Raw genomic sequence first — 19704 nt, forward strand, 5'->3', positions numbered from 1 at the left:
GGAGGACTGTGGCGCGGACGGAACGGGGAGGCCCGAGTGTCGGGGTTCGATGACGGAGAGCCCGCGGTCGGTCTCGGGGACCTGAGGCTGTTCGCGGTGGTGGCCGAGGAGTTGCACTTCGGCCGTGCCGCGGCCCGGTTGCACCTGAGCCAGCCGGGCCTGAGCTACCGGGTCAAGGCGTTGGAGTCCGCGCTCGGGTACCAGGTGCTGGCGCGCAACCGTCGCGGAGTGCGGTTGACCCCCGCGGGCGAGGTGCTGCTCGCCGGTGCCCGCCGCCTGCTGGGCGAAGCGCACAGGGTCGTGGACGACGGCGGGCGGGTGGCGCGGGGAGAACTGGCGACGGTGCGCGTCGGCTTCGTGGGCACCGCGCTGTACAGCCTCCTGCCGGAGGTCCTGCGCGAGGCGCGGGCGCGCCATCCGGCGCTGCGTGTGCGCGTGGCGGAGCACAAGACCGCCGACCAGGTGCGTCTGTTGCAGCTGGGACAACTGGACCTGGGCCTGGTGCACCTGCCGGTGGCTCCGGACAACGGCCTGGAGACCACTCCGGTGCTGGAGGACCCGGTCGGTGTCGCACTGCCGAGCGGACACCGGCTGGCCGGTGCGGACGCCGTCGCACTGGCCGACCTGGCGGAGGAGGAATTCGTGCTGTTTCCGCGCGAGCTGGAGCCGCAGACCTTCGACCGGTACACCGACGCCTGTGTGGCGGCCGGATTCGCGCCCCGCGTCGCGCACGAGGCCACCGGACTCCAGACCATCCTGGCCCTCGTGGCCGCGGAGACCGGTGTGGCCTTCGTGGCGCGGTCCGTCGCGCGTCACCTCACCCGTTCCGGAGTCGTGTTCCGGCCGCTGACCGGACCCGCCCCCCGGCTGGTGACCGGACCGGCCCGTCCGGTGGGTCGTGACCACGCGGGTGCGGCGCTGCTGCGCGAAGTGATCCTCGACCTCACCAGCGGTGATCGAAGCAACTGATCACAGGGGGCATTTTTCGTATTGGACGGATCACAGGCGGGCTCCCTAGTGTCGCGGACATGGACATCAACAACGCAGTCGTGCTGGTGACGGGATCCAACCGCGGTCTGGGCCTCGCCCTGGTCGACGCCTTCCTCGAACACGGCGCGCGCCGGGTGCACGCGGCCACACGCGGCACCGGTTCCCCTTCCCCGGCTTCCCGGAGCGTGCGGGGCGAGGTGGTCCCGCTCCGGCTCGATCTCACCTCTCCCGACGGCATTCGCGCCGCCGCCGCTCAGGCGTCCGATGTGACGCTGCTGGTCAACAACGCGGGCACGGCCCGCTTCGCCGACCCGTTTTCGGCCGACCGGGACGGGCTGGCACAGGAGATGGCCACCAACTACGCGGGCACGGTCGACGTGATCCGTGCCTTCGTACCGGTCATCGAGAGGGCCGGAGGCGGGGCGGTCGTCAACGTCCTGTCGCTCCTCGCCCTGGCCGGCACACCCCCGATGGCCGGCTACTCCGCTTCCAAGGCCGCACTGCACTCCTTCACCCAGGCCATCCGGCCGGGACTGCGCCCGCGCGGCATCGAGGTGCACGGCGTGTATCCCGGCGGCATCGACACCGACATGCTCGCCGGGTTCGACGCCGCGAAGGCGGAGCCGCGGGCGGTCGCGGACGCCATCGTGGGCGGCGTGAGCGCCGGCCACACCGACATCTTTCCCGACGCCACGTCCGAGGAGATGTCGGCGTTGGGGTGGTCCGACCCCAAGGGGTTCGAGCGGGCGTTCTCGGGCCAGTGAGCGCGAAGGCCAAGGTGGTGGAGGCGGAAGTGGTGCAAGGGCGAACGGAGCAGGCGAGCGTGGTGGAGGCGGGACTGAAGCAGGAGGGACCGGTGCCGACGGAAGCGGTGGAATCGCCGGCCGAAGCGGTGCGGGCGGAGGCCGTGAGGACCGCTCCGCGCCGTGTCGCGGTGATCGGACTCGGCGGGATGGGTGTTCGCCTGGCGCGCAACCTCCGCACCAGTGGCCACCGTGTGGTGGTGGCGAACAGGTCCCCGGCACCGGTACGGCAGATGGTCGCCGCGGGCGCGGTGGCGGCCGGGTCCCCGGCGGACGCCGCCGCTCAGGCCGATGTCGTGCTCGTCACCGTCAGCGACGACGACGCCTCCGAGGCCGTGTGGCTCGACCCGCGCACCGGGGTGCTGGCGGGGGCGGTGCCGGGCACTCTGGCCATCGAGGCCGGCACACTGTCCCCGGGATGGGTGGCCAAGCTGGCCACGACGGCCGCCGAAGCCGGTCTGCGGTTCCTGGAGGCACCGATGATCGGATCTCGCCCCCAGGTCGAGGCGCGTGCGCTGGTCCACCTGGTGGGTGGGCCGCCCGAGGTCCTGGCGGACGCCCGAGGCGTGCTGGAGGAGAGCGCGGCACGGATCCACCACGTCGGTGCATACGGATCGGCCGCCGCTCTCAAGCTCCTCGTCAACGCCTCCCTGGCCACCCAGGTCGCCACCATGGCCGAGTTGCTCGGCGTGGCCCGGCGCGCGGGCCTCGACCCGGCGGAGTCGGTCCGCTTCCTCGCCGACCTGCCGGTGACCAGCCCCGCCGCCGCACGAGCCCTCGGCGTCATGGCCGCCGGGGACTTCGCGCCGAACTTCCCGGTGCGGCTCGTGGCCAAGGACCTGCGCTACCTGACCGCGTTCGCCGAGGAGCACGCCGGTGAGACCCCGATGAGCCGCACCGCGCTGGCCTGCTACCAACGGGCCGGCGCGCTCGGGCACGCCGACGACGACCTCACCGCCGTCGCGGCGGCCTACCGGTGAGAGCCCGGCGGGCCCGCCTCCCGGTGGCGTAGGACACCTGGATCGACCGGGAGGGTCTGCTCAGCCGGGCGGGACCTCCCCGGCGGGCCCGTGGCGGTACGGAGATCCGACTCACAGGCTTTGACCAGTGCGAAGGAACGCAAGTACGTTCTACGTCGATCGTCGCGTATGTCCATCCAACAAAGTGGAGCAACTTCCATGGCACCCGCCGAGCTCGACATAGTGAACAGCGAAGCCATAGGTCAGGCGGTCGCCCTGCCCGCGTGGATCCAGAGCAACCTCGATCTGGTGATCGGCGTTCCCCTGCGGATCCTCCTGATCGTCGTCGGCGCGCTGATCCTTCGGGCCCTGGCCCGGCGCGCGATCTCCCGTCTCGTGGAGCGCGTGCTCAGGTCCGGCGAGGGCAGGAACGGCCAGAGCCGCTTCGCCCGGGGGCCCGCGGTCCTCCAGCGCGACCCGTCCCGTGCCGACGAGCGGCGCCAGCAGCGCGCCCGCACCCTCGGCTCGGTGCTCAGCAGCTTCGCGACGATCGTCATCGTGGTGACCGCCCTGGCGATGGTGCTCGGCGAGGTCGGTATCGCCCTGGGCCCGCTGCTGGCCAGCGCGGGTGTGGTCGGCCTGGCGATCGGCTTCGGCGCCCAGAGCCTCGTCGCCGACTACCTGTCCGGCCTGCTGATCATGGCCGAGGACCAGTTCGGTGTCGGCGACGTCGTCGACCTCGGCGAGGCGGTCGGCGAGGTCGAGAGCGTGGGTCTGCGGATCACCCAGGTCCGCGACATCAACGGCGGCCTCTGGTACATCCGCAACGGCGAGATCCAGCGGGTGCGCAACGACAGCCAGGACTGGGCCCGCGCCGTCCTCGACGTCTCCGTGGCCTACGAGTCCAACCTGGAGAGGGTCTACGAGGTCCTGGAGCGGGCCGGGCGGGAGATGCGCGAGGACCCGGAGTTCGGGAAGTTCCTCCTGGAGGACCCGACCGTCTGGGGCGTGCAGTCCCTGGACGCGGACGGTGTCGTGGTGCGCCTGGCCGCCAAGACCGTCCCGCTGGAGCAGTGGGGCGTGACCCGGGAGCTGCGCCGCCGGGTCAAGGCCGCGCTCGACTCCTCGGGCATCGAGATCCCGTTCCCCCAGCGCACGGTGTGGATGAAGTCCGGCGACGGCAGCGCCGCCTGACGGACCCCGCTTCGGTAGAGCCTGGTCGGTCGCGAGGGCGGTCGGTAGGGTGTTCTCGGGATGCTTTCAGGTAAAGCACGACAGCGGCCCCCTGCACTCGCAGGGGGCCGCTGTCGTTTTCGCCTAGTCGCGCGTCGCCGCGCGCAGGAGTGCAGACCACTCCCCGGCCGAAACCTCCAGGTGTCCCAGTTGAGGGTTCTGGGAGTCACGGACGGCTGCTGCGTTGGTGAGGTCGGCGACCTCGACACAGTTCTGAGTGGTAGCACCGCTGTAAGAGGACTTGCGGAACTTGGGGTGGGATGTCTCAGGCATCGGAGCGCCTTACTTCATAGTGATGCGAGTCGGTCGCGGATGAGTTGTCGCGAGTCAGAGACCGACAGGGCCTCCGCCTGCACGTAGTCGTATACGTGCTGGTACCGAGTGATCTCCTCGGGCTTCTCCAAGTAGAGCTCCTCGGACATGACCTCAAGGTAGACGACGGGCGGATCCGGCAGCGGAAACTCCATGATGACGAACTGCCCCGTCATCGCAGCGTGTGGACCCCGATCTATGGGGAGCACCTGGATACCGATGTTCGACTGGGAGCCCATGTGCAAGAGGTGCTCCAGCTGATCGCTCAGGGCCGGAGTGATCCGCAGGAGCGCCGCTTCGTCGAGCACCGCCCAGAACGTCACCGGCTTTGTCTTTGTGAAGACATTCTTCCTGAACATCCGGGCGTCCACGCGGGTCGTCAGCTCGTCTTCGTCGGCGACCAGGCCGTTGCCACTGATGATCGCGCGAGCATACTCCGGCGTTTGGAGAAGCCCCGGAATGCACATCGACTCGTAGGTCCGGATGGAGGATGCTTCGGACTCCAAGCCGACGAACTGTCCAGACCCGAGTGCGTCGCCGAAACTCGCCCACCAGCCCCGCTGGTTGGCCTCCCGGGCCAGAGCGACGTACGCCTCTCGGTCGGACGGATCGGTGACACCGTAGACGTCGAGCAGAGTGAGAACGTCGTCACTGTTGACGCGCTTCCAGTCGCCGCCTTCCAGACGGGTCAGTTTGCTGGCGGACCAGCCTCGCGGCTTGCCGGAACGGGCCTTTGCCTCCTTGGCGACCTTGCTGGCGGTCCAGCCAAGCTCCTCGCGCTGCTCGCGGAGCAGCCTGGACAGGCGGCGTCGCCGCAAGGTCGGGCTGGCCACGTGGGACCTCCTCAGATCACGCTTCTGCGTGCCTGATCCTACGGCCGGGCGTTGAGAAGCCGACATTCTACGCACTACCCATCACTAGACGGTGATCACGCGAAAGATTCTTACACCCTTCTTAAGATGGGTATTGCAAATCTATATGCAGAGAGTCACTATGGGATCACCTGAAGGCTCCCGCCGGACCTCCCATCCGGCATCCATGCTGAGGAGGCGCCCTGTGCGCTACCTGACCCATGACCACGCACGTCTCATACGCACCGGCCGAACCTGCCGGGCCTCCCGGGTGCGGGCCTACGCGCCCCCGCCGATCCCGTGGCCCCGGCCTCCGGCCGACGTCCTCGGCGCGCTCGTGTCGACCCTCCTCCGGATGGGGGCGTGGGCATGATCGACATCCGCACGGAGATGCTCCTCGACGCGATCTCGGACGCCCTCTCCCTTCCTCCCGCCGCGACCGGGAACGGCGCCGAACTGCGTGCGAGGCTGGAGCGTCGGCGCACGGTGGCCGTGTGCGCGGCCATCGACCACGCCCGGAGCACCGGCGACCTGGCCGAGGCGATCGAGGAACTCGACCGCGCTCTCCACGACCTTCCGCTCTGCTACCAGCCCGTGCCCGGGGACCGACCCTCACTGAGCGTGGTGTCCGGAGGCCGGGCATGAAGCCCCGCACGGTCTGTGACATCCGCGAGCTGCCGAGCCTGCGCGCCCTGTCGGCATGGGCTCGGACACACGGCGCCAGGGTTCGCTACCTGGGCCCGACCCTGGAGGGAGAACCCGTCTGGGGAGCCGTCAGAGGCCCTGTGACGCGCGTAGTCCGGGGCCGCCGCCCCGACCCCCACCCAACACCTCTGGTGTGGTCCTCGCCCCTGGAGGACGCGACGGCGAAGCGGTGAGCGCGCTCGACCGGGCCCTGGACTCGTTGATCGCGGGCCGGTGGATCCTCACGACCACGGACACCGACGACGGCCGCACGCTGATCGTCGCTCACCGCCCGGTCGGCTGGACCGGTCCCGGCGATCCGTACGAACTCCTCACCGCCGCCGATCACCGGCAGATGTGGGGTCTTCTGACACGACACGGGGAGGCGCCATGACCGCTCCCCGACACTGACGCCGACCCGATGGGTGGGTCCCGCCCGGTCCGGGGCGCGCGGGGGCCTCCGTCGAGGGCGCCCTCAGCGCTCCTCGGACTGGGCCAGCCGGTGCAGCCAGTTCGGCGGCCGGGTGTGCACCCGCCGCCGGATCTGGTCACCGATCCGCCCGCCCGCCAGGTCGTGCGCGAGCCGGCAGGCGCGGGCGATGCCCTTGGCGCGGCTGTCGCCGTGCGCGATGACCACCGTTCCGTTGAGCCCCAGCAGCGCGGCGCCCCCGTAGGTCTCGCTGTCCAACCGCTCGCGCAACTCCCTGAGCGCGCCGCGCTGGAGGAACGCCCCCGCCTTGGCCAGCGTGGTGGAGGTCAGCGCCTGGCGCACGGCCTCCATCGCGAACGCCGCGGTCCCCTCGACCGACTTGAGCGCCACGTTCCCGGTGTGGCCGTCGGTCACTACTACGTCGACCTTCCCGGCGAGCAGGTCGTGCCCCTCGATGTTGCCCCGGAAGTCGATGCTGTGCGCGCCCTCCGCGGTGGCCGCCAGCAGTTCCGTGGCCCGCCGCACCAGGCGGTTGCCCTTCCCCGGCTCCGAACCGATGGTGAGCAGCCCCACCCGCGGCTTGCGCACGCCGAACGCCGTCTGCGCGTAGGCACAGCCCAGATGGGCGAACTGCACGAGCATCTCCGGCTTGGCGTCGGCGTTGGCCCCGGCGTCGACCATGATCGTCGGGGTCTCCCCGGTGGGAAGTGTCACCGCCAGCGCCGGCCGCAGCACGCCCGGCTGTGTGCGCAACCGCACCGTGGACGTCGCCACGACGCCGCCGGTGGACCCGGCCGAGACCAGGGCGTCGGCGTCCCCCCGCCGGATGAGCCTGCACGCGACGGCCGCGCTCGACCGGGGCCGCCGCCAGCTGGCCAGCGCGCCCTCGTGCATCGCGAGGTTGTCCTCGGCGTGCACGACCGGGATGTCGCGCAGCGCGTCCAGCTCGGACAACTGGGCGTGGATCTCGGTCCGCCGGCCCACGAGCACGACCCGCAGCCCGTGCTCGCGCGCGGCGATCACCGCGCCCCGCACCGCCTCGCCGGGCGCGTGGTCCCCGCCCATCGCGTCCACGGCGATGATCGGCGGGGACGTGCGCGGGACCTCGGACGTCTCCGCGTCGGATGTGCCACTCAACAGGTGTGCCCTTCACGGGTGGGTCGATGGGCGCGCGCAGGGCGTGGTGTACCCGTCGGCGCAGGTCCTACGGTGTCCGGCGGCGCCGCGAAGCGTGCCCTGTCAGGGGCTCGGCCGGTGGTGTGACCACACGCTATCGGGTCGCCCGACACGTGCCCTTGTCCGCCGTGTTCGTGGGTTCATGCGAGGATACTTCCTGTCTGTCCAGGTCAGAGCTGGATTTTGGGCAGAGTGGGTACAAAACCCCTTGTCGGGGTATACCCGCTCGCTGGTTCGGTCTTGCGAAACGCTCCGAACACGAACAACAACACCAATGACCGTTTCCGGTGGTTCGTCGGCGTCCCCGTGCGCCGGAACCGCCGGATGAGGGCTGCCCGGCATCGGGTGGCCCACCCCACATGCAGGAGAGGAGAGGCGTGAGCGTTACGCCAGACGCGGCACTGTCCCCGTCCGCCGGACGTCGGTTTCGTGCCTACACGACGAAGCACCTTGACGAGCTCACGGCGCGAGCCGGTCTCGCCGCCGACGAGCGGCTCGCGGTCCAGGCGGTGGCCCAGGTGCTGCCGTTCCGGGTCAACAGCTACGTCGTCGACGAGCTGATCGACTGGGATGCCGCTCCGGACGATCCGATCTACCGGCTCGTCTTCCCGCAGGCCGACATGCTGCCGTCGGGCGACGTGGCCAGGATCGCCGATCTGCTGCGCTCTGGTGCCTCGCGCAAGGAGCTCAACGAGGCCGCCAACCACATCCGCGCCACCCTGAACCCGCACCCCGCGGGCCAGATGGACCTCAACGTGCCGAAGATCGGCAACGAGGAGCCCGTCCCCGGCGTCCAGCACAAGTACAAGGAGACCGTGCTCTTCTTCCCCAAACAGGGGCAGACCTGCCACGCGTACTGCACGTACTGCTTCCGCTGGGCCCAGTTCGTCGGTGACGCGGACCTGAAGTTCGCCTCCAGCGACATCGACCAGCTGGTCGAGTACGTCCGCTCGCACCCCGAGGTCACCAGTGTCCTGTTCACCGGTGGCGACCCGATGATCATGGGTGAGGGGGTCATCTCCAGGTACATCGAGCCGCTGCTGGAGATCGAGCACCTGGAGGCCATCCGGATCGGGACCAAGGCGCTGGCCTACTGGCCGCAGCGCTTCGTGACCGACCCCGACGCCGACGACACGCTGCGCCTGTTCGAGAAGGTCGTCGCCTCTGGCAAGAACCTGGCGTTCATGGCGCACTTCTCGCACCCGAACGAGATGAAGCCGGAGCTGGTCCAGGAGGCGGTGCGCCGCATCCGCTCGACCGGCGCGGTCATCCGCACCCAGGCGCCGCTGATCCGCACGATCAACGACGACCCGGCGGTCTGGGAGTCCATGTGGCGCACGCACCTGCGCCACGGGATGGTCCCGTACTACATGTTCGTCGAGCGCGACACGGGCCCGCAGGACTACTTCGCGGTGCCGCTCGCGGAGGCCTACGAGATCTTCCGCGACGCCTACCAGAAGGTGTCGGGTCTGGCCCGCACCGTGCGCGGGCCGTCGATGTCGGCGACGCCGGGCAAGGTGTGCGTCGACGGCGTGACCGAGGTCGCGGGCGAGAAGGTCTTCGTCCTGCACTTCATCCAGGCGCGCGACCCCGAGCTGGTGGGCCGCCCCTTCTTCGCCAAGTACGACGAGAAGGCGGCCTGGCTGTTCGACCTCAAGCCCGCGCTCGGCGCCACCCACTTCCCGTGGGAGAACGCGCCGGTCGGGTCGGCCGACGGCCTGGTGGACCCCACGCGCCTCTAGCGTCACGGGGACGACCGACAAGGAGCCCGGCACCCCTGGGGGTGCCGGGCTCCTCGCGCGCGCCCGCTCCGTGGACGGAAGAGCCCGTGCGCGGCCGGGGGAGACCGCGCGGGGCCCCCGGATCGGGCGCGATCCGGGGATGGTCCTCGCCGTGGGGAAGGGTGCCCGGGCCGGGCCTGACGTCAGCCCAGCAGCCGGTCGAACTCACCGGTCTTGGCGCCGCGCACGAAGGCCTCGATCTCACCGGGGGTGTAGACGAGGGCGGGTCCGTGCGGGTCTCGCGAATTGCGTACGGCGATGTCGCCGTCCGGAAGCGTGGCGACCTCAACGCAGTTCCCGTCCGGATTGCTCCAGCTGCTCTTGGTCCAGACGACCTTGGGCAGTTGGCCGGCGGGGACGCCGTTGTAGATCGGCTGCATCTCAACCTCCTGAACTCCGGGCGGACGCGTGAGCGGGGGTTCACGCGCGGCGGTTCAGTCCGCCGCACCAGACGTGTCCGACCACCGGGGGATGGGAGGACGGCGCTCGGCCGGGTGGCCGATGACTCCGTCCGGTATGTCCCGGTGCGGGTCCACAGAGTAGCCCATGCACGTGCATCCGTGATTACAGCCGTAAGTACATCCGGATGGACCCGGAGTCATGGGCGGACGAAACCGCATGTCATGGCTAACGCGTGCGGTTGAGTGACGGTTCAGTGAACCGGGATCGTTGCCGGGTCGTGGCCGAAGCCGGTCACGACCCGCGCACAGTGTTCCGACTCGCGCACGGAGAGTGGCGGCCCTGGGGGTGGGGCGGCGCGGTGAGCGAAGAGCTCGGAGGGTCGGGGGATGAGGGAGATGTGGAGGTGGAAGGAGAGGGAGGGGAGTACGGCAGGGAAGGGGGAGGAGGGCGGGCGGAGGGGCGCCCGCGCCGAAGGTCGAAGTGGGTACAGGGAGGGCGCCGACGGGGCTCTGGGGGGTCCGCAGGTGGACTCCGAGGAACGAGGAGTGCACCGTAGGGCCCGAAGGTTCCCGTACTCAAGGCGCCCGAACGGTCGGCGTCGTGGGTCCCGGAACTAGGAGTAGCGTTCCAGGAACCCGCGCAGGATCTCCTCGGTCTCGGACGGTGGCGGCGCCTGCGTGGCCAGGTGGTCCATCGTCTGCGCGTACCGGTGGGTGTCGTCGAACTTGTCGAAGTACAGGGCGCTGCTCAGCTGCTCCAGGTAGACCACGTCGGGCAGTTGCGGCGTGGGGAAGCGCAGGATGCTGAACGGACCGCCCGCGGCCGGGTGGCCGCCCATGGCGAACGTGGCGATCTGGATGGTGACGTTGGGGCGGCGGGCGACCTCGATGAGGTACTCGATCTGCTCCCGCATCACGGAGGGTTCGCCGTAGGGGCGGTGCAGGACGGCCTCGTCGATGACGGCCCACAGGCGCGGGGCGTCCGCCGGCACCTCCGGCTCGACGAAGCGCGCCTGGCGACGCATGCGCATCTGCACACGACTGTCGATGTCGTCCTCGCTCCTGGTGGTGCGCGACAGGCGCACCACGGACCGCGCGTACTCGCGGGTCTGGAGCAGGCCGGGCACGAACTGGACCTCGAACGTACGGATGATCGAGGCGGCCTCCTCCAGGCCGACGTAGACGCCGAACCACTGCGGCAGGACGTCGCCGTACTTGTGCCACCAGCCCTGTGCGTTGGCGCTGGAGATGAGCCCGAGGAGCGCTTCGCGCTGCTCGGCGTCGTCGATCCCGTAGAGCTTGAGCAGGTCATCGACGTCGCGGCGCTTGAAGCTGACCTGGCCGAGTTCCATCCGGCTGATCTTGGCGTGCGAGGCGCGGATGGCGTAGCCGGCGTCGTGCCGGGAAATGCCCTTCTCCTTCCGCAGCCTCCTGAGCTGGGTTCCGAGGAGAATGCGCAGGACAGTGGGACCGCCACTGGAATTGGCCAGGAAATCCTCACTGACCTGCAGGTTCATTGCATGATCGGCGACCACTTCGCCTCCCTGTAGCGGCTTTGGCGCGAGCGACCGCTCAGTATACCGAGGAGGTCTGGTTTGGGACAGGGGGTCGCCGAAGTCCTCGTTCGGGTGGTCCGTGACGCGCGATCCATGTGTCGCCAGGGGTGTTCGCGTGTGAATTCTTGCAATGACATCTACCAATAAGTGCTGATCGTCCTATAGTGTGGCCGAACGTTGAACTGCACGTGCATCTGTGTCTTACCGATGTAAGCCACAACCGGGGCATCCGACCGGACCGCACGACCCGACGTCACATGGTGAGGACCGTGATGAACGCAGAGCTGGTGCCGTCGGAGCTGGACTCCGAGGCATCCCGCCCCCCCACACGTCTCGCGGAGGTCGCCGACGACTCCCCCGGCGGCTGGTGGGCGAACGCCCTGGGCCGGCTTCGGGTGGGCGAGCGAGCACGCACCCCCGAGGGCGCCGCCCAGGCCTTCCCGTCCACCGCCGACTCGGTGCGCGCGGCCCGGGAGTTCGTGGCCGAGACCGTGGCCGAGTGGGATCTCCCGGGAGTCGCCGAGGACCTGCGCCTGGTCACCTCCGAGCTGGTGGGCAACGCCTGTCGGCACGCCGTCCCTGCGGGCGCGGACCCGGGCAGCGTCCGCGTCCTGGTCCAGGTGCGGCTGCTGCGCGACCGCTCGGCGGTGGCGTGCGCGGTGGCCGACTCCAGCCCGGGCGCGCCGATGAAGGTGGACGCCCACCACTTCGCCGAGTCCGGCCGGGGGCTGGGGCTCGTCTCGGCGTTCAGCCGCGAGTGGGGCTGGAACCCGGTGCCGGGCTTCGGCAAGGTCGTCTGGGCCATCTGCGGCTCCGAGGGGCACTAGGGGCCGGCGGGAGAGGGAGGCGCCGGAGCCCGCGGGAGGAAGTACGGGGGAGCCGGGCCGGGCTGTGGACGGCAACGGTTCGTCGCCCGGAGCGAGTAGTCTGGCTACACAAATCGGCTTTCGGCCGATCAGGACAGACAACCCTTCCATCCGAGCCCGGGAGTGAGGCGTGGCCGTACTGGACACGGGACAGGGCCGGTTCGTATGCGACGGCACGACCGTCGTCGAGCTGGGCGGTGAGATCGACATCGCGACCGCCGACCAGGTGTTCGCCGCCCTGGTGACGGCGGCTTCCGACGGCTGCGTCGTCGTCGACCTGTCCGACGTGGAGTTCATCGACGCCTCCGGGGTCAACGCCCTCGTGGGTGCCATGCGCACCGCCGTACGCGCCCACCACCACCTCGCGCTGGCCGCGCCGCCAGCGCAGCTCACACGCATCCTGGACGTCCTGGCCCTGCACGCGGTCCTGCCCACGCACCCCGACGTCGACACGGCACTGGCCGCCCACCGGTCGATGGTCCCCGCCCCCCGACGCCGCTGAGCCGCCCCGGCCCCGCGCCGGAGCCCGGCGCTCGGCCGGTCGTCCCCGCACGCAGGCTCCGCGCGCAGGCCTCGAAACGGCACGTGGCCGGTCGGGGCACTCTTGCACCCGACCGGCCACACCGTGTTCTCCGTGGTGTGGAGCCGCTACTCCACCGTGACGCTCTTGGCGAGGTTGCGCGGCTGGTCCACGTCGTTGCCCTTGGCGAGCGCCAGCTCGCACGCGAACACCTGCATGGGGATCGTCGACACGATCGGCTGGAGCAGGGTCGGCACGGCGGGGATCTCGATGAGCACGTCCGAGTACGGGCGCACCGACTCGTCGCCCTCCTCGGCGATGACGATGGTGCGGGCGCCGCGGGCGCGCACCTCCTGGATGTTCGACACGATCTTGTCGTGCAGCACGCTGCGCCCCTTGGGCGAGGGCACCACGACGACGACCGGGAGGCCGTCCTCGATCAGCGCGATCGGGCCGTGCTTGAGCTCGCCGGCCGCGAACGCCTCGGCGTGCATGTAGGCCAGCTCCTTGAGCTTGAGCGCGCCCTCCATCGCCACCGGGTAGCCGACGTGGCGGCCCAGGAACAGCACCGTGTCCACGTCGGAGAGGGACCGGGCCAGCTCGCGGACCGGCTCGATCGTGTCCAGGACCCGCTCCACCTGCTCGGGCATGGTGGCCAGCTGGGCGATGACCGTGTTGATCTCGTCGCCGAACTTCAGCCCGCGCACCTGCGCCAGGTAGAGGCCGATGAGGTAGCAGGCGGCCAGCTGGGTCAGGAAGGTCTTGGTGGCGGCCACGCCGACCTCGGGCCCCGCGTGGGTGTAGAGCACGCCGTCGGACTCGCGCGGGATCGTGGACCCGTTGACGTTGCAGATCGCCAGCACGCGGGCGCGCTGCTCGCGGGCGTAGCGGACCGCCATCAGGGTGTCCATGCTCTCGCCGGACTGCGAGATGGCGATGACCAGGGTCCGCTGGTCAAGGATGGGGTCGCGGTAGCGGAACTCGCTGGCGACCTCCACCTCGCACGGGATCCGGCACCAGTGCTCGATCGCGTACTTGGCGATCAGGCCCGCGTGGTACGAGGTGCCGCAGGCGATGATGACGATCTTCTCGACCGAGCGCAGCTCCTGCGGGGTCAGGCGCATCTCGTCGAGGGTGAGGTGCCCCTCGACCGTGACCCGGCCCAGGAGGGTGTCGGCGACCGCCTGCGGCTGCTCGACGATCTCCTTGAGCATGAAGTACTCGTAGCCGCCCTTCTCGGCGGCGGAGGCGTCCCAGTCCACGTGGTACTCGCGCACGTCCACCGGGTTGCCGTCGTAGTCGGTGACGACGACGGAGTCGGCGCGCAGCTCCACGACCTGGTCCTGGCCCAGCTCGACCGCCTCGCGGGTGTGCGCGATGAAGGCGGCGACGTCGCTGGCCAGGAAGTTCTCGCCCTCGCCACGGCCGACGACGAGCGGGGAGTTGCGGCGGGCCGCGACGACCAGCTCGGGGTCGTCAACGGAGGCGGCCACGAGGGTGAAGGCGCCCTCCAGGCGGCGGCACACGCTGCGCATGGCGCCCGCCAGGTCGCCGTCGCCGCGGTCGGCCAGCTCGGTGGAGAGCAGGTGGGAGGCGACCTCGGTGTCGGTCTCCGAGAGGAACTTGCAGCCCCTCTCCTCCAGCTCCAGGCGCAGGGAGGCGAAGTTCTCGATGATGCCGTTGTGGACCACCGCGACCCGGTTGTCGTTGTCGACGTGGGGGTGGGCGTTGACATCGTTCGGGGCGCCGTGGGTGGCCCACCGCGTGTGCCCGATCCCCGCGCCGTCACCACTGATGGGGGCGGCCTCCAGAGCGCTGCGCAGGTTGGCGAGCTTGCCGGCCCGCTTCTCGCTCCGCAGGACGCCGTCACCGATGACGGCCACACCCGCGGAGTCGTATCCGCGGTACTCCAACCTTGCGAGGCCGTTCACGACGACCTCTAGCGCCGGTTGCGGCCCGACGTAGCCAACGATTCCGCACATGGCCGCCAGCGTAGGCGAAAAGGGGCGGTGTTTCGACCAACCACTCACCCATACCACTGGTTGTTTTCGCAGGTAGCGGTATAGACCATTTGGTGTATGGGTGGTAGACCACGCAGGTGGGGGCCCGATGGGGGCGCCGAGTGGAACGGATTTCACCGCGTCCGCACCCGGCCAAAAAACCTTCCGTGAAGGACGGGTGAACGTGTGGTTTCACCCACGTTGTCCGCCCAGGTCCGGCCTGGGGGGAGACCGGGTGCGAAGTGCGGTGCGGTGCCTCGTCTAGGGTGGTCACTCGTGTCCCACACGACGAAGAACGGCCTGTCATCGCCGTACGTGGAGCTGGACCGGGAGGCCTGGGCGGCCCTCCGCGCCTCCACACCGCTGTCCCTGACCGAAGAGGACCTCGCCGTTCTGCGGGGTACCACCGACCCCACGTCCCTGGACGACGTGCGCGACATCTACCTGCCCCTGTCGCGCCTGCTCAACCTGTACGTGGGCGCCACACAGCAGCGGCACGCCGCCGTGCGCGCGTTCCTGGGGGAGGCGGACCGCCCGTCGCCGTTCATCATCGGTGTGGCGGGAAGCGTCGCGGTGGGCAAGTCCACCACGGCCAGGCTGCTGAGGTCGCTGCTGGCGCAGTGGCCCAACCACCCGAACGTGGAGCTGGTCAGCACCGACAACTTCCTCTACCCGAACACGGTGCTGCAGTCGTGCGGGCTGATGCGCCGGAAGGGCTTCCCGGAGAGCTACGACCGGCGCGCCCTGGTGCGGTTCGTCTCGGAGATGAAGGCCGGGGCCGAGCGCATCGACATCCCCGTCTACTCGCACCTGAGCTACGACGTGGTACCGGGGGAGAAGCAGACCGTGCTGCGCCCGGACATCCTCATCGTCGAGGGCATCAACGTGCTCCAGCCGGCCACGGCCGGCCGGCTCGCCGTGGCGGACTTCTTCGACTACTCGATCTACGTCGACGCCAAGGTCGAGAACATCCGCGGGTGGTACCTGGACCGGTTCCGCGAGCTGCGGCGCACGGCGTTCTCGGACCCGCGCTCGTACTTCCACCACATGGCCACCTCCATCAGCGAGGAGGAGGCGCTGGAGTTCGCGGCCAACACCTGGCGGACGATCAACGAGATCAACCTGGTCGAGAACATCCGCCCGACGCGGGGGCGGGCCACGCTGGTCCTCTACAAGGGGGACGACCACCGGGTCCGCCGGGTGCGCCTGCGCAAGACCTAGTTTCTCTTGGGCCTCCGCTTCGCTTTGGCCCGTGCTCGGGGCGCCCGGAAGACGCGCCCTTCGGTCCTTCCGGTGCGCTCCCTCGTTCCTCGGGAGTGCACCTCCAGGCCCTCCGGGACCCGTCGGCGCCCTCCTGTGTTTTTTGGGGCCTCCGCTCGTGCCCACGCCGTCGCCCGCCACCACCCTCAACGGACGCCTGCGGCGCAGTCCTTCTAGCTTTGGCCCGTGCTCGGGCGCCTTTGAGACGCGTCCTTCGGTCCTTCCGGTGCACTCCCTCGTTCCTCGGGAGTGCACCTCCAGGCCCTCCAGGACGCGTCGGCGCCCTCGCCGTACTCTCCGGCGCCCTCGCAGGCTCGGACGCTGGGCGCCGGGGAGCCAGTGTTCTTCGTCGTCGACTTGCCTTGCTCGCAAGCTCGCTGCGGCGCCGTCTCCTCCTGCAGAACACTGGCGCGCCCCTCGCGAACCCCCCTCTGGCCGGGGCTGGCTGAACGGCCTACCTTTCACCCCCTCGGGTTGAGGTAGGCCGTCTTATGCGGCTCCAACCCCCTGGGGTCGGGGGCATGCTGAACGGCCTATCTCTCACCCCCTTGGGTCGAGGTAGGCGGCTTTCGTGCGGCTACAACCCCCTGCGCACTCCCTGGCGGATTGGCCTGCGGGTCACCCCCCGCGGGTCGAGGCGCCCGCGCCCCTCGCGAACCCCCAGTGGCAGGGACCTGCGGCTCCGGTTTGGTCCCGGGGCGGGGTGGCGCTAGGCTGAGGCCTCTTTTGGCGGCGCACCCCTGGGGTGCACTTGGATCGGAACGAACCGGGCCCTCGTGGCGACCGGGGCGGGACCCGCGCACGCGCGCCGCCGCGTCACTGTCCCGCCGAACCCTCCGAGGTCCCGCCATGACCACGACCGATCCCTCCGCCGTGCCCGTGAGCCCCGAGCTCCAGGCCGAACGCGACCACCTGGACGCCGCCCGCGCCGCGCTGCGGCGGATGCGCGAGAACGTCGAGGGCACCGAACTGATGCTCGGCGACGTCGTCAACGACAAGGTCACCAACGCCGCGCTGCGCAAGGGCCGGGAGCGGCGGATCGCCGCACTGGCCGACGTGCCCGGCGCGCCGCTGTTCTTCGGCCGCCTGGACTTCGATCCCGGCACGGTCTCCGAGGACGGCGACGCCGACCGCGTGCACATCGGGCGGCGCCACGTGCACGACGCCGAGGGCCGGCCCATGGTGCTCGACTGGCGGGCACCGGTGTGCGTCGCCTACTACCGGGCCTCGCCCGGCGACCGGATGGGCGTGCGCGTGCGCCGGCGCTACGGCTTCGGCGGCGGAGCCGTGCTGACGGCCTTCGAGGACGAGACCCTGGTCGGTGAAGCGCCGACGTCGGACGCCGGCGGCGACCTGCTCGCCACGGAGATCGAGCGCCCGCGCACGGGCCCCATGCGCGACATCGTCGCCACCATCCAGCCCGAACAGGACGACCTGGTCCGCGCACCGCTGGAGACCACCCTGTGCGTGCAGGGCGCGCCCGGGACCGGCAAGACCGCCGTCGGACTGCACCGCATCGCCTTCCTGCTCTACACCGAACGCGAGCGCCTGTCCCGGTCCGGGGTGGCGATCATCGGCCCCAACCGGTCGTTCCTGTCCTACATCCGCGACGTCCTGCCGGCGCTGGGCGAGGTCGACGTCGCCCAGACCACCGTCGAGGAGATGCTGGACGCGGGCCTGCCCGTGCGGCGGGCGGAAGAGCCCGCCGCCGCGCGGATCAAGGGGCGGGCGCGGATGGCCGAGGTGCTGCGCCGCGACCTGTGGGCGCACCTGCGCACTCCGGAGGAGACGGTCATGGTGCGCCGGGGCTCGCGCCGCTGGCGGCTGTACCCCGAGGACCTGCGCCCGCTGCTGGACGAACTCGCCTCCCGCGGCGTCGCCTACGGGTCCGGACGGGACCTGCTGTCACACCGGATCGCCCACGCCGTCCTGTCGCTCATGGAGGGCGCCGGGGAGGTCTGCGACGACCGCACCCACCAGCAGGTGCGCCGGGACCCGGCGGTGCGCTCGGCGGTCACCGCCCTGTGGCCCAAGGTCGATCCGGCCAAGATGGTGCTGGGACTGCTCACCGACCCCGAGCGCCTCGCCCGCGCGGCCGAGGGCCTGCTCACCGCCGAGGAGCAGGCCGCCGTCCTGCTGCCGGGGCGTCCGCGCGGGCCGAAGTCGGCCCGGTGGTCCCTGGAGGACATGGTGCTGATCGACGAGGCCGCCGCGATGATCGAGCGTCCCGTGAGCCTCGGGCACGTCGTGGTGGACGAGGCGCAGGACCTGAGCCCGATGCAGGCGCGTGCCGTCGGACGGCGCTGCGCGTCGGGGTCGCTGACCGTGCTCGGCGACATCGCACAGGGCACGAGCCCGGCGGCGGCCGCGAACTGGTCGACGCTGCTGGAACACCTGGACAAGCCGACCGGCCACCTGCGCGTCCTGGACCGGGGGTACCGGGTCCCGGCGCAGATCATCGACTACGCCGCCCGGCTGCTGCCCGAGATCGCCCCCGGGCTGGGCGCCCCGGTCGCGGTGCGGCGCGCGCCCGGCGCCCTGCGGGTGACCCGGGCGGCGGACGGCCTGGCGTCGGGCGTGGTCGAGGCGTGCCGGGGCGTGCTGGAGGGGGAGGGCTCGGTCGGGCTGATCGCCGCCGACGGCGGGATCGCGGAGCTGCGGGAGGCACTGGCGGAGGCGGGACTGGCGGCGCCGCTGCTGGGGGAGGGCGACACCGGGCTGGACTCCGCGCGCCTGGTCGCGGTGCCGGCGAGCCTGGCCAAGGGTCTGGAGTTCGACGCGGTGGTGGTCGCCGAGCCCGCGGCCATCGTCGACGCCGAGGAACGCGGGACCAACCGCCTCTACGTGGTGCTCACCCGCGCGGTGAGCACCCTGCACGTCGTCCACGCCCGCCCGCTGCCCGCCGCCCTGGCCTGAGCCGGGCGGCGGCGCAGCGGACCGCGCCGTGGCGGAACGCGTTCTGGCGGAACGCGCCGTGGCGGAACGCGCCCTGGCGGGACGCATCCCGGCCGGACGTGCCCTAGAGGAGCAGAACGACCAGGGCGACGGTCAGCAGGAACCCGAGCAGTGCGGCGGCCGCTGCGGCGCCCCGGCGGTCGGCGGGCAGCCGGCCGAACAGCAGCGACAGCCGCCCGAGCAGGGCCAGGGGCGGCGCGGCGAGCCAGACGTCGCGTTCGACCCTGGAACCGGCCGCGCGCACGGTCCCCGGAAGGTGGCCGACGGCCCGCAGGAGCGAGCCCGCCATGCCCCTGCTGTGGCCGCGTGCGGGCGCCCGCCCCAGCACGGCCGCGGAGAGGGCTTCGCGCAGGCCGCCTTCGTCGTTGGCCCAGTGCGCCCGGTAGCGGATCGTGCCGTCCGGATCGACGAGGTAGGCCGAGTTCGGCTTGGGACCGAACGCGCGGTGCGCCTCACCGTCGATGCCGTCGACCGCGACCTCGAACCGGAGGGCGTGGTGGCGGCGCAGGTCGAGGGCGTGCTCCCACTTGCGCTCGAAGGTCCGGGGCTGCGGCACGAGCTGGCCCGGGTGCGCCTCCCTGGTGTTGACGAGGACGAAGCGCACCGCCGCCCCGAACTCCTCGTGCAGCCGGCGCAGGACCGGCCCCGCGCTCTCGGTCACGGGGCAGGTGCGCGACCCGAAGACCAGGAGGACGGGCAGTGGTCCCAGGTCCGTGCTGGTGAACCGCGGACCGTCGAGGGTCGCCAGGTCGAAGGCGGGGATCCGGTCACCGGCGCCGGGCGCGTCGGGCGGGAAGGACATGTCGCTCAAGAGCAGTCCGGTCCGGAACCGCTCGAAGCGGTAGGCGCGTCCGGCCGCGTCGTCGGTCGGGGCGGGTGTGCGGATCATGGTGACTCCTCGGTCGGGTCGGCGCCGCCTCGGACGGG

Annotated in this window: 18 protein-coding genes; 11 read left to right on the forward strand and 7 right to left on the reverse strand. The window is 71.0% G+C overall.

Annotated elements, in window-relative coordinates:
* Positions 1 to 36: 36 nt before the first annotated feature.
* The 4 genes from HNR10_RS19515 to HNR10_RS19530 all read left to right on the forward strand — a co-directional run bounded on the left by HNR10_RS19515 (position 37) and on the right by HNR10_RS19530 (position 3946).
* Complete coding sequence (locus HNR10_RS19515) at positions 37 to 969, forward strand: LysR substrate-binding domain-containing protein (RefSeq protein WP_179825636.1); 933 nt, start codon at positions 37 to 39, stop codon at positions 967 to 969.
* A gap of 59 nt (positions 970 to 1028) precedes the next feature.
* Positions 1029 to 1754 carry an SDR family NAD(P)-dependent oxidoreductase gene (locus HNR10_RS19520; protein ID WP_179825638.1) on the forward strand — a complete coding sequence of 242 codons (726 nt, stop codon included), beginning with the start codon at positions 1029 to 1031 and terminating at the stop codon, positions 1752 to 1754.
* A gap of 143 nt (positions 1755 to 1897) precedes the next feature.
* Positions 1898 to 2773 carry an NAD(P)-dependent oxidoreductase gene (locus tag HNR10_RS19525; protein WP_376769798.1) on the forward strand — a complete coding sequence of 292 codons (876 nt, stop codon included), beginning with the start codon at positions 1898 to 1900 and terminating at the stop codon, positions 2771 to 2773.
* Between the two features lie 198 nt (positions 2774 to 2971).
* Entirely contained in the window at positions 2972 to 3946 is a 975-nt protein-coding gene (locus tag HNR10_RS19530) for a mechanosensitive ion channel family protein (RefSeq protein WP_179825642.1), read from the forward strand.
* Between the two features lie 123 nt (positions 3947 to 4069).
* Here the strand turns inward: HNR10_RS19530 and HNR10_RS19535 are convergent, their stop codons facing one another.
* Positions 4070 to 4258, reverse strand: coding sequence for a DUF397 domain-containing protein (locus tag HNR10_RS19535; protein ID WP_179825644.1), 189 nt, complete (start codon positions 4256 to 4258; stop codon positions 4070 to 4072).
* Between the two features lie 14 nt (positions 4259 to 4272).
* A complete protein-coding gene (locus tag HNR10_RS19540; protein ID WP_312889350.1) occupies positions 4273 to 5130 on the reverse strand; it encodes a helix-turn-helix domain-containing protein in 858 nt (285 codons plus the stop codon).
* A 387-nt stretch (positions 5131 to 5517) separates the two neighbouring features.
* On the opposite strand from HNR10_RS19540, the gene HNR10_RS19545 reads away from it, so the two are divergent.
* Positions 5518 to 5793, forward strand: coding sequence for a hypothetical protein (locus tag HNR10_RS19545; protein WP_179825646.1), 276 nt, complete (start codon positions 5518 to 5520; stop codon positions 5791 to 5793).
* Positions 5794 to 6022: 229 nt separating this feature from the next.
* Complete coding sequence (locus HNR10_RS19550; RefSeq protein WP_179825648.1) at positions 6023 to 6226, forward strand: hypothetical protein; 204 nt, start codon at positions 6023 to 6025, stop codon at positions 6224 to 6226.
* A gap of 81 nt (positions 6227 to 6307) precedes the next feature.
* Here the strand turns inward: HNR10_RS19550 and plsX are convergent, their stop codons facing one another.
* A complete protein-coding gene (plsX, locus tag HNR10_RS19555) occupies positions 6308 to 7399 on the reverse strand; it encodes a phosphate acyltransferase PlsX (RefSeq protein WP_179825651.1) in 1092 nt (363 codons plus the stop codon).
* Positions 7400 to 7797: 398 nt separating this feature from the next.
* Between plsX and HNR10_RS19560 the strand changes: the two genes are divergently transcribed.
* Positions 7798 to 9180, forward strand: coding sequence for a KamA family radical SAM protein (locus HNR10_RS19560; protein WP_179825652.1), 1383 nt, complete (start codon positions 7798 to 7800; stop codon positions 9178 to 9180).
* Positions 9181 to 9362: 182 nt separating this feature from the next.
* On the opposite strand, the gene HNR10_RS19565 is transcribed toward HNR10_RS19560, so the two are convergent.
* The gene (locus HNR10_RS19565) at positions 9363 to 9599 is read right to left on the reverse strand and encodes a DUF397 domain-containing protein (protein WP_179825654.1); all 237 of its coding nucleotides are present in this window, start codon (positions 9597 to 9599) and stop codon (positions 9363 to 9365) included.
* Positions 9600 to 10234: 635 nt separating this feature from the next.
* Positions 10235 to 11137 (reverse strand): helix-turn-helix domain-containing protein, encoded by a 903-nt coding sequence (locus tag HNR10_RS19570; RefSeq protein ID WP_179825657.1) that lies wholly within the window; start codon positions 11135 to 11137, stop codon positions 10235 to 10237.
* Between the two features lie 311 nt (positions 11138 to 11448).
* Between HNR10_RS19570 and HNR10_RS19575 the strand changes: the two genes are divergently transcribed.
* Both HNR10_RS19575 and HNR10_RS19580 read left to right on the forward strand, forming a co-directional pair.
* Positions 11449 to 12003, forward strand: coding sequence for an ATP-binding protein (locus HNR10_RS19575; protein WP_179825659.1), 555 nt, complete (start codon positions 11449 to 11451; stop codon positions 12001 to 12003).
* Between the two features lie 169 nt (positions 12004 to 12172).
* A complete protein-coding gene (locus HNR10_RS19580) occupies positions 12173 to 12544 on the forward strand; it encodes an STAS domain-containing protein (protein WP_179825661.1) in 372 nt (123 codons plus the stop codon).
* Positions 12545 to 12690: 146 nt separating this feature from the next.
* Here HNR10_RS19580 and glmS read toward each other — a convergent pair whose 3' ends face one another.
* Complete coding sequence (gene glmS / locus HNR10_RS19585; RefSeq protein ID WP_179825663.1) at positions 12691 to 14544, reverse strand: glutamine--fructose-6-phosphate transaminase (isomerizing); 1854 nt, start codon at positions 14542 to 14544, stop codon at positions 12691 to 12693.
* A gap of 333 nt (positions 14545 to 14877) precedes the next feature.
* On the opposite strand from glmS, the gene coaA reads away from it, so the two are divergent.
* Positions 14878 to 15783 (forward strand): type I pantothenate kinase, encoded by a 906-nt coding sequence (coaA, locus tag HNR10_RS19590; RefSeq protein ID WP_312889505.1) that lies wholly within the window; start codon positions 14878 to 14880, stop codon positions 15781 to 15783.
* 888 nt (positions 15784 to 16671) lie between these two features.
* Positions 16672 to 18738: a HelD family protein gene (locus HNR10_RS19595; protein ID WP_179825667.1), complete on the forward strand. Its 2067-nt coding sequence runs from the start codon at positions 16672 to 16674 to the stop codon at positions 18736 to 18738.
* 103 nt (positions 18739 to 18841) lie between these two features.
* On the opposite strand, the gene HNR10_RS19600 is transcribed toward HNR10_RS19595, so the two are convergent.
* Positions 18842 to 19666 (reverse strand): TlpA family protein disulfide reductase, encoded by an 825-nt coding sequence (locus tag HNR10_RS19600; RefSeq protein WP_179825668.1) that lies wholly within the window; start codon positions 19664 to 19666, stop codon positions 18842 to 18844.
* Between the last annotated feature and the right edge of the window lie 38 nt (positions 19667 to 19704).

This window comes from Nocardiopsis aegyptia, from assembly GCF_013410755.1.
Taxonomy (GTDB): Bacteria; Actinomycetota; Actinomycetes; order Streptosporangiales; family Streptosporangiaceae; genus Nocardiopsis; species Nocardiopsis aegyptia.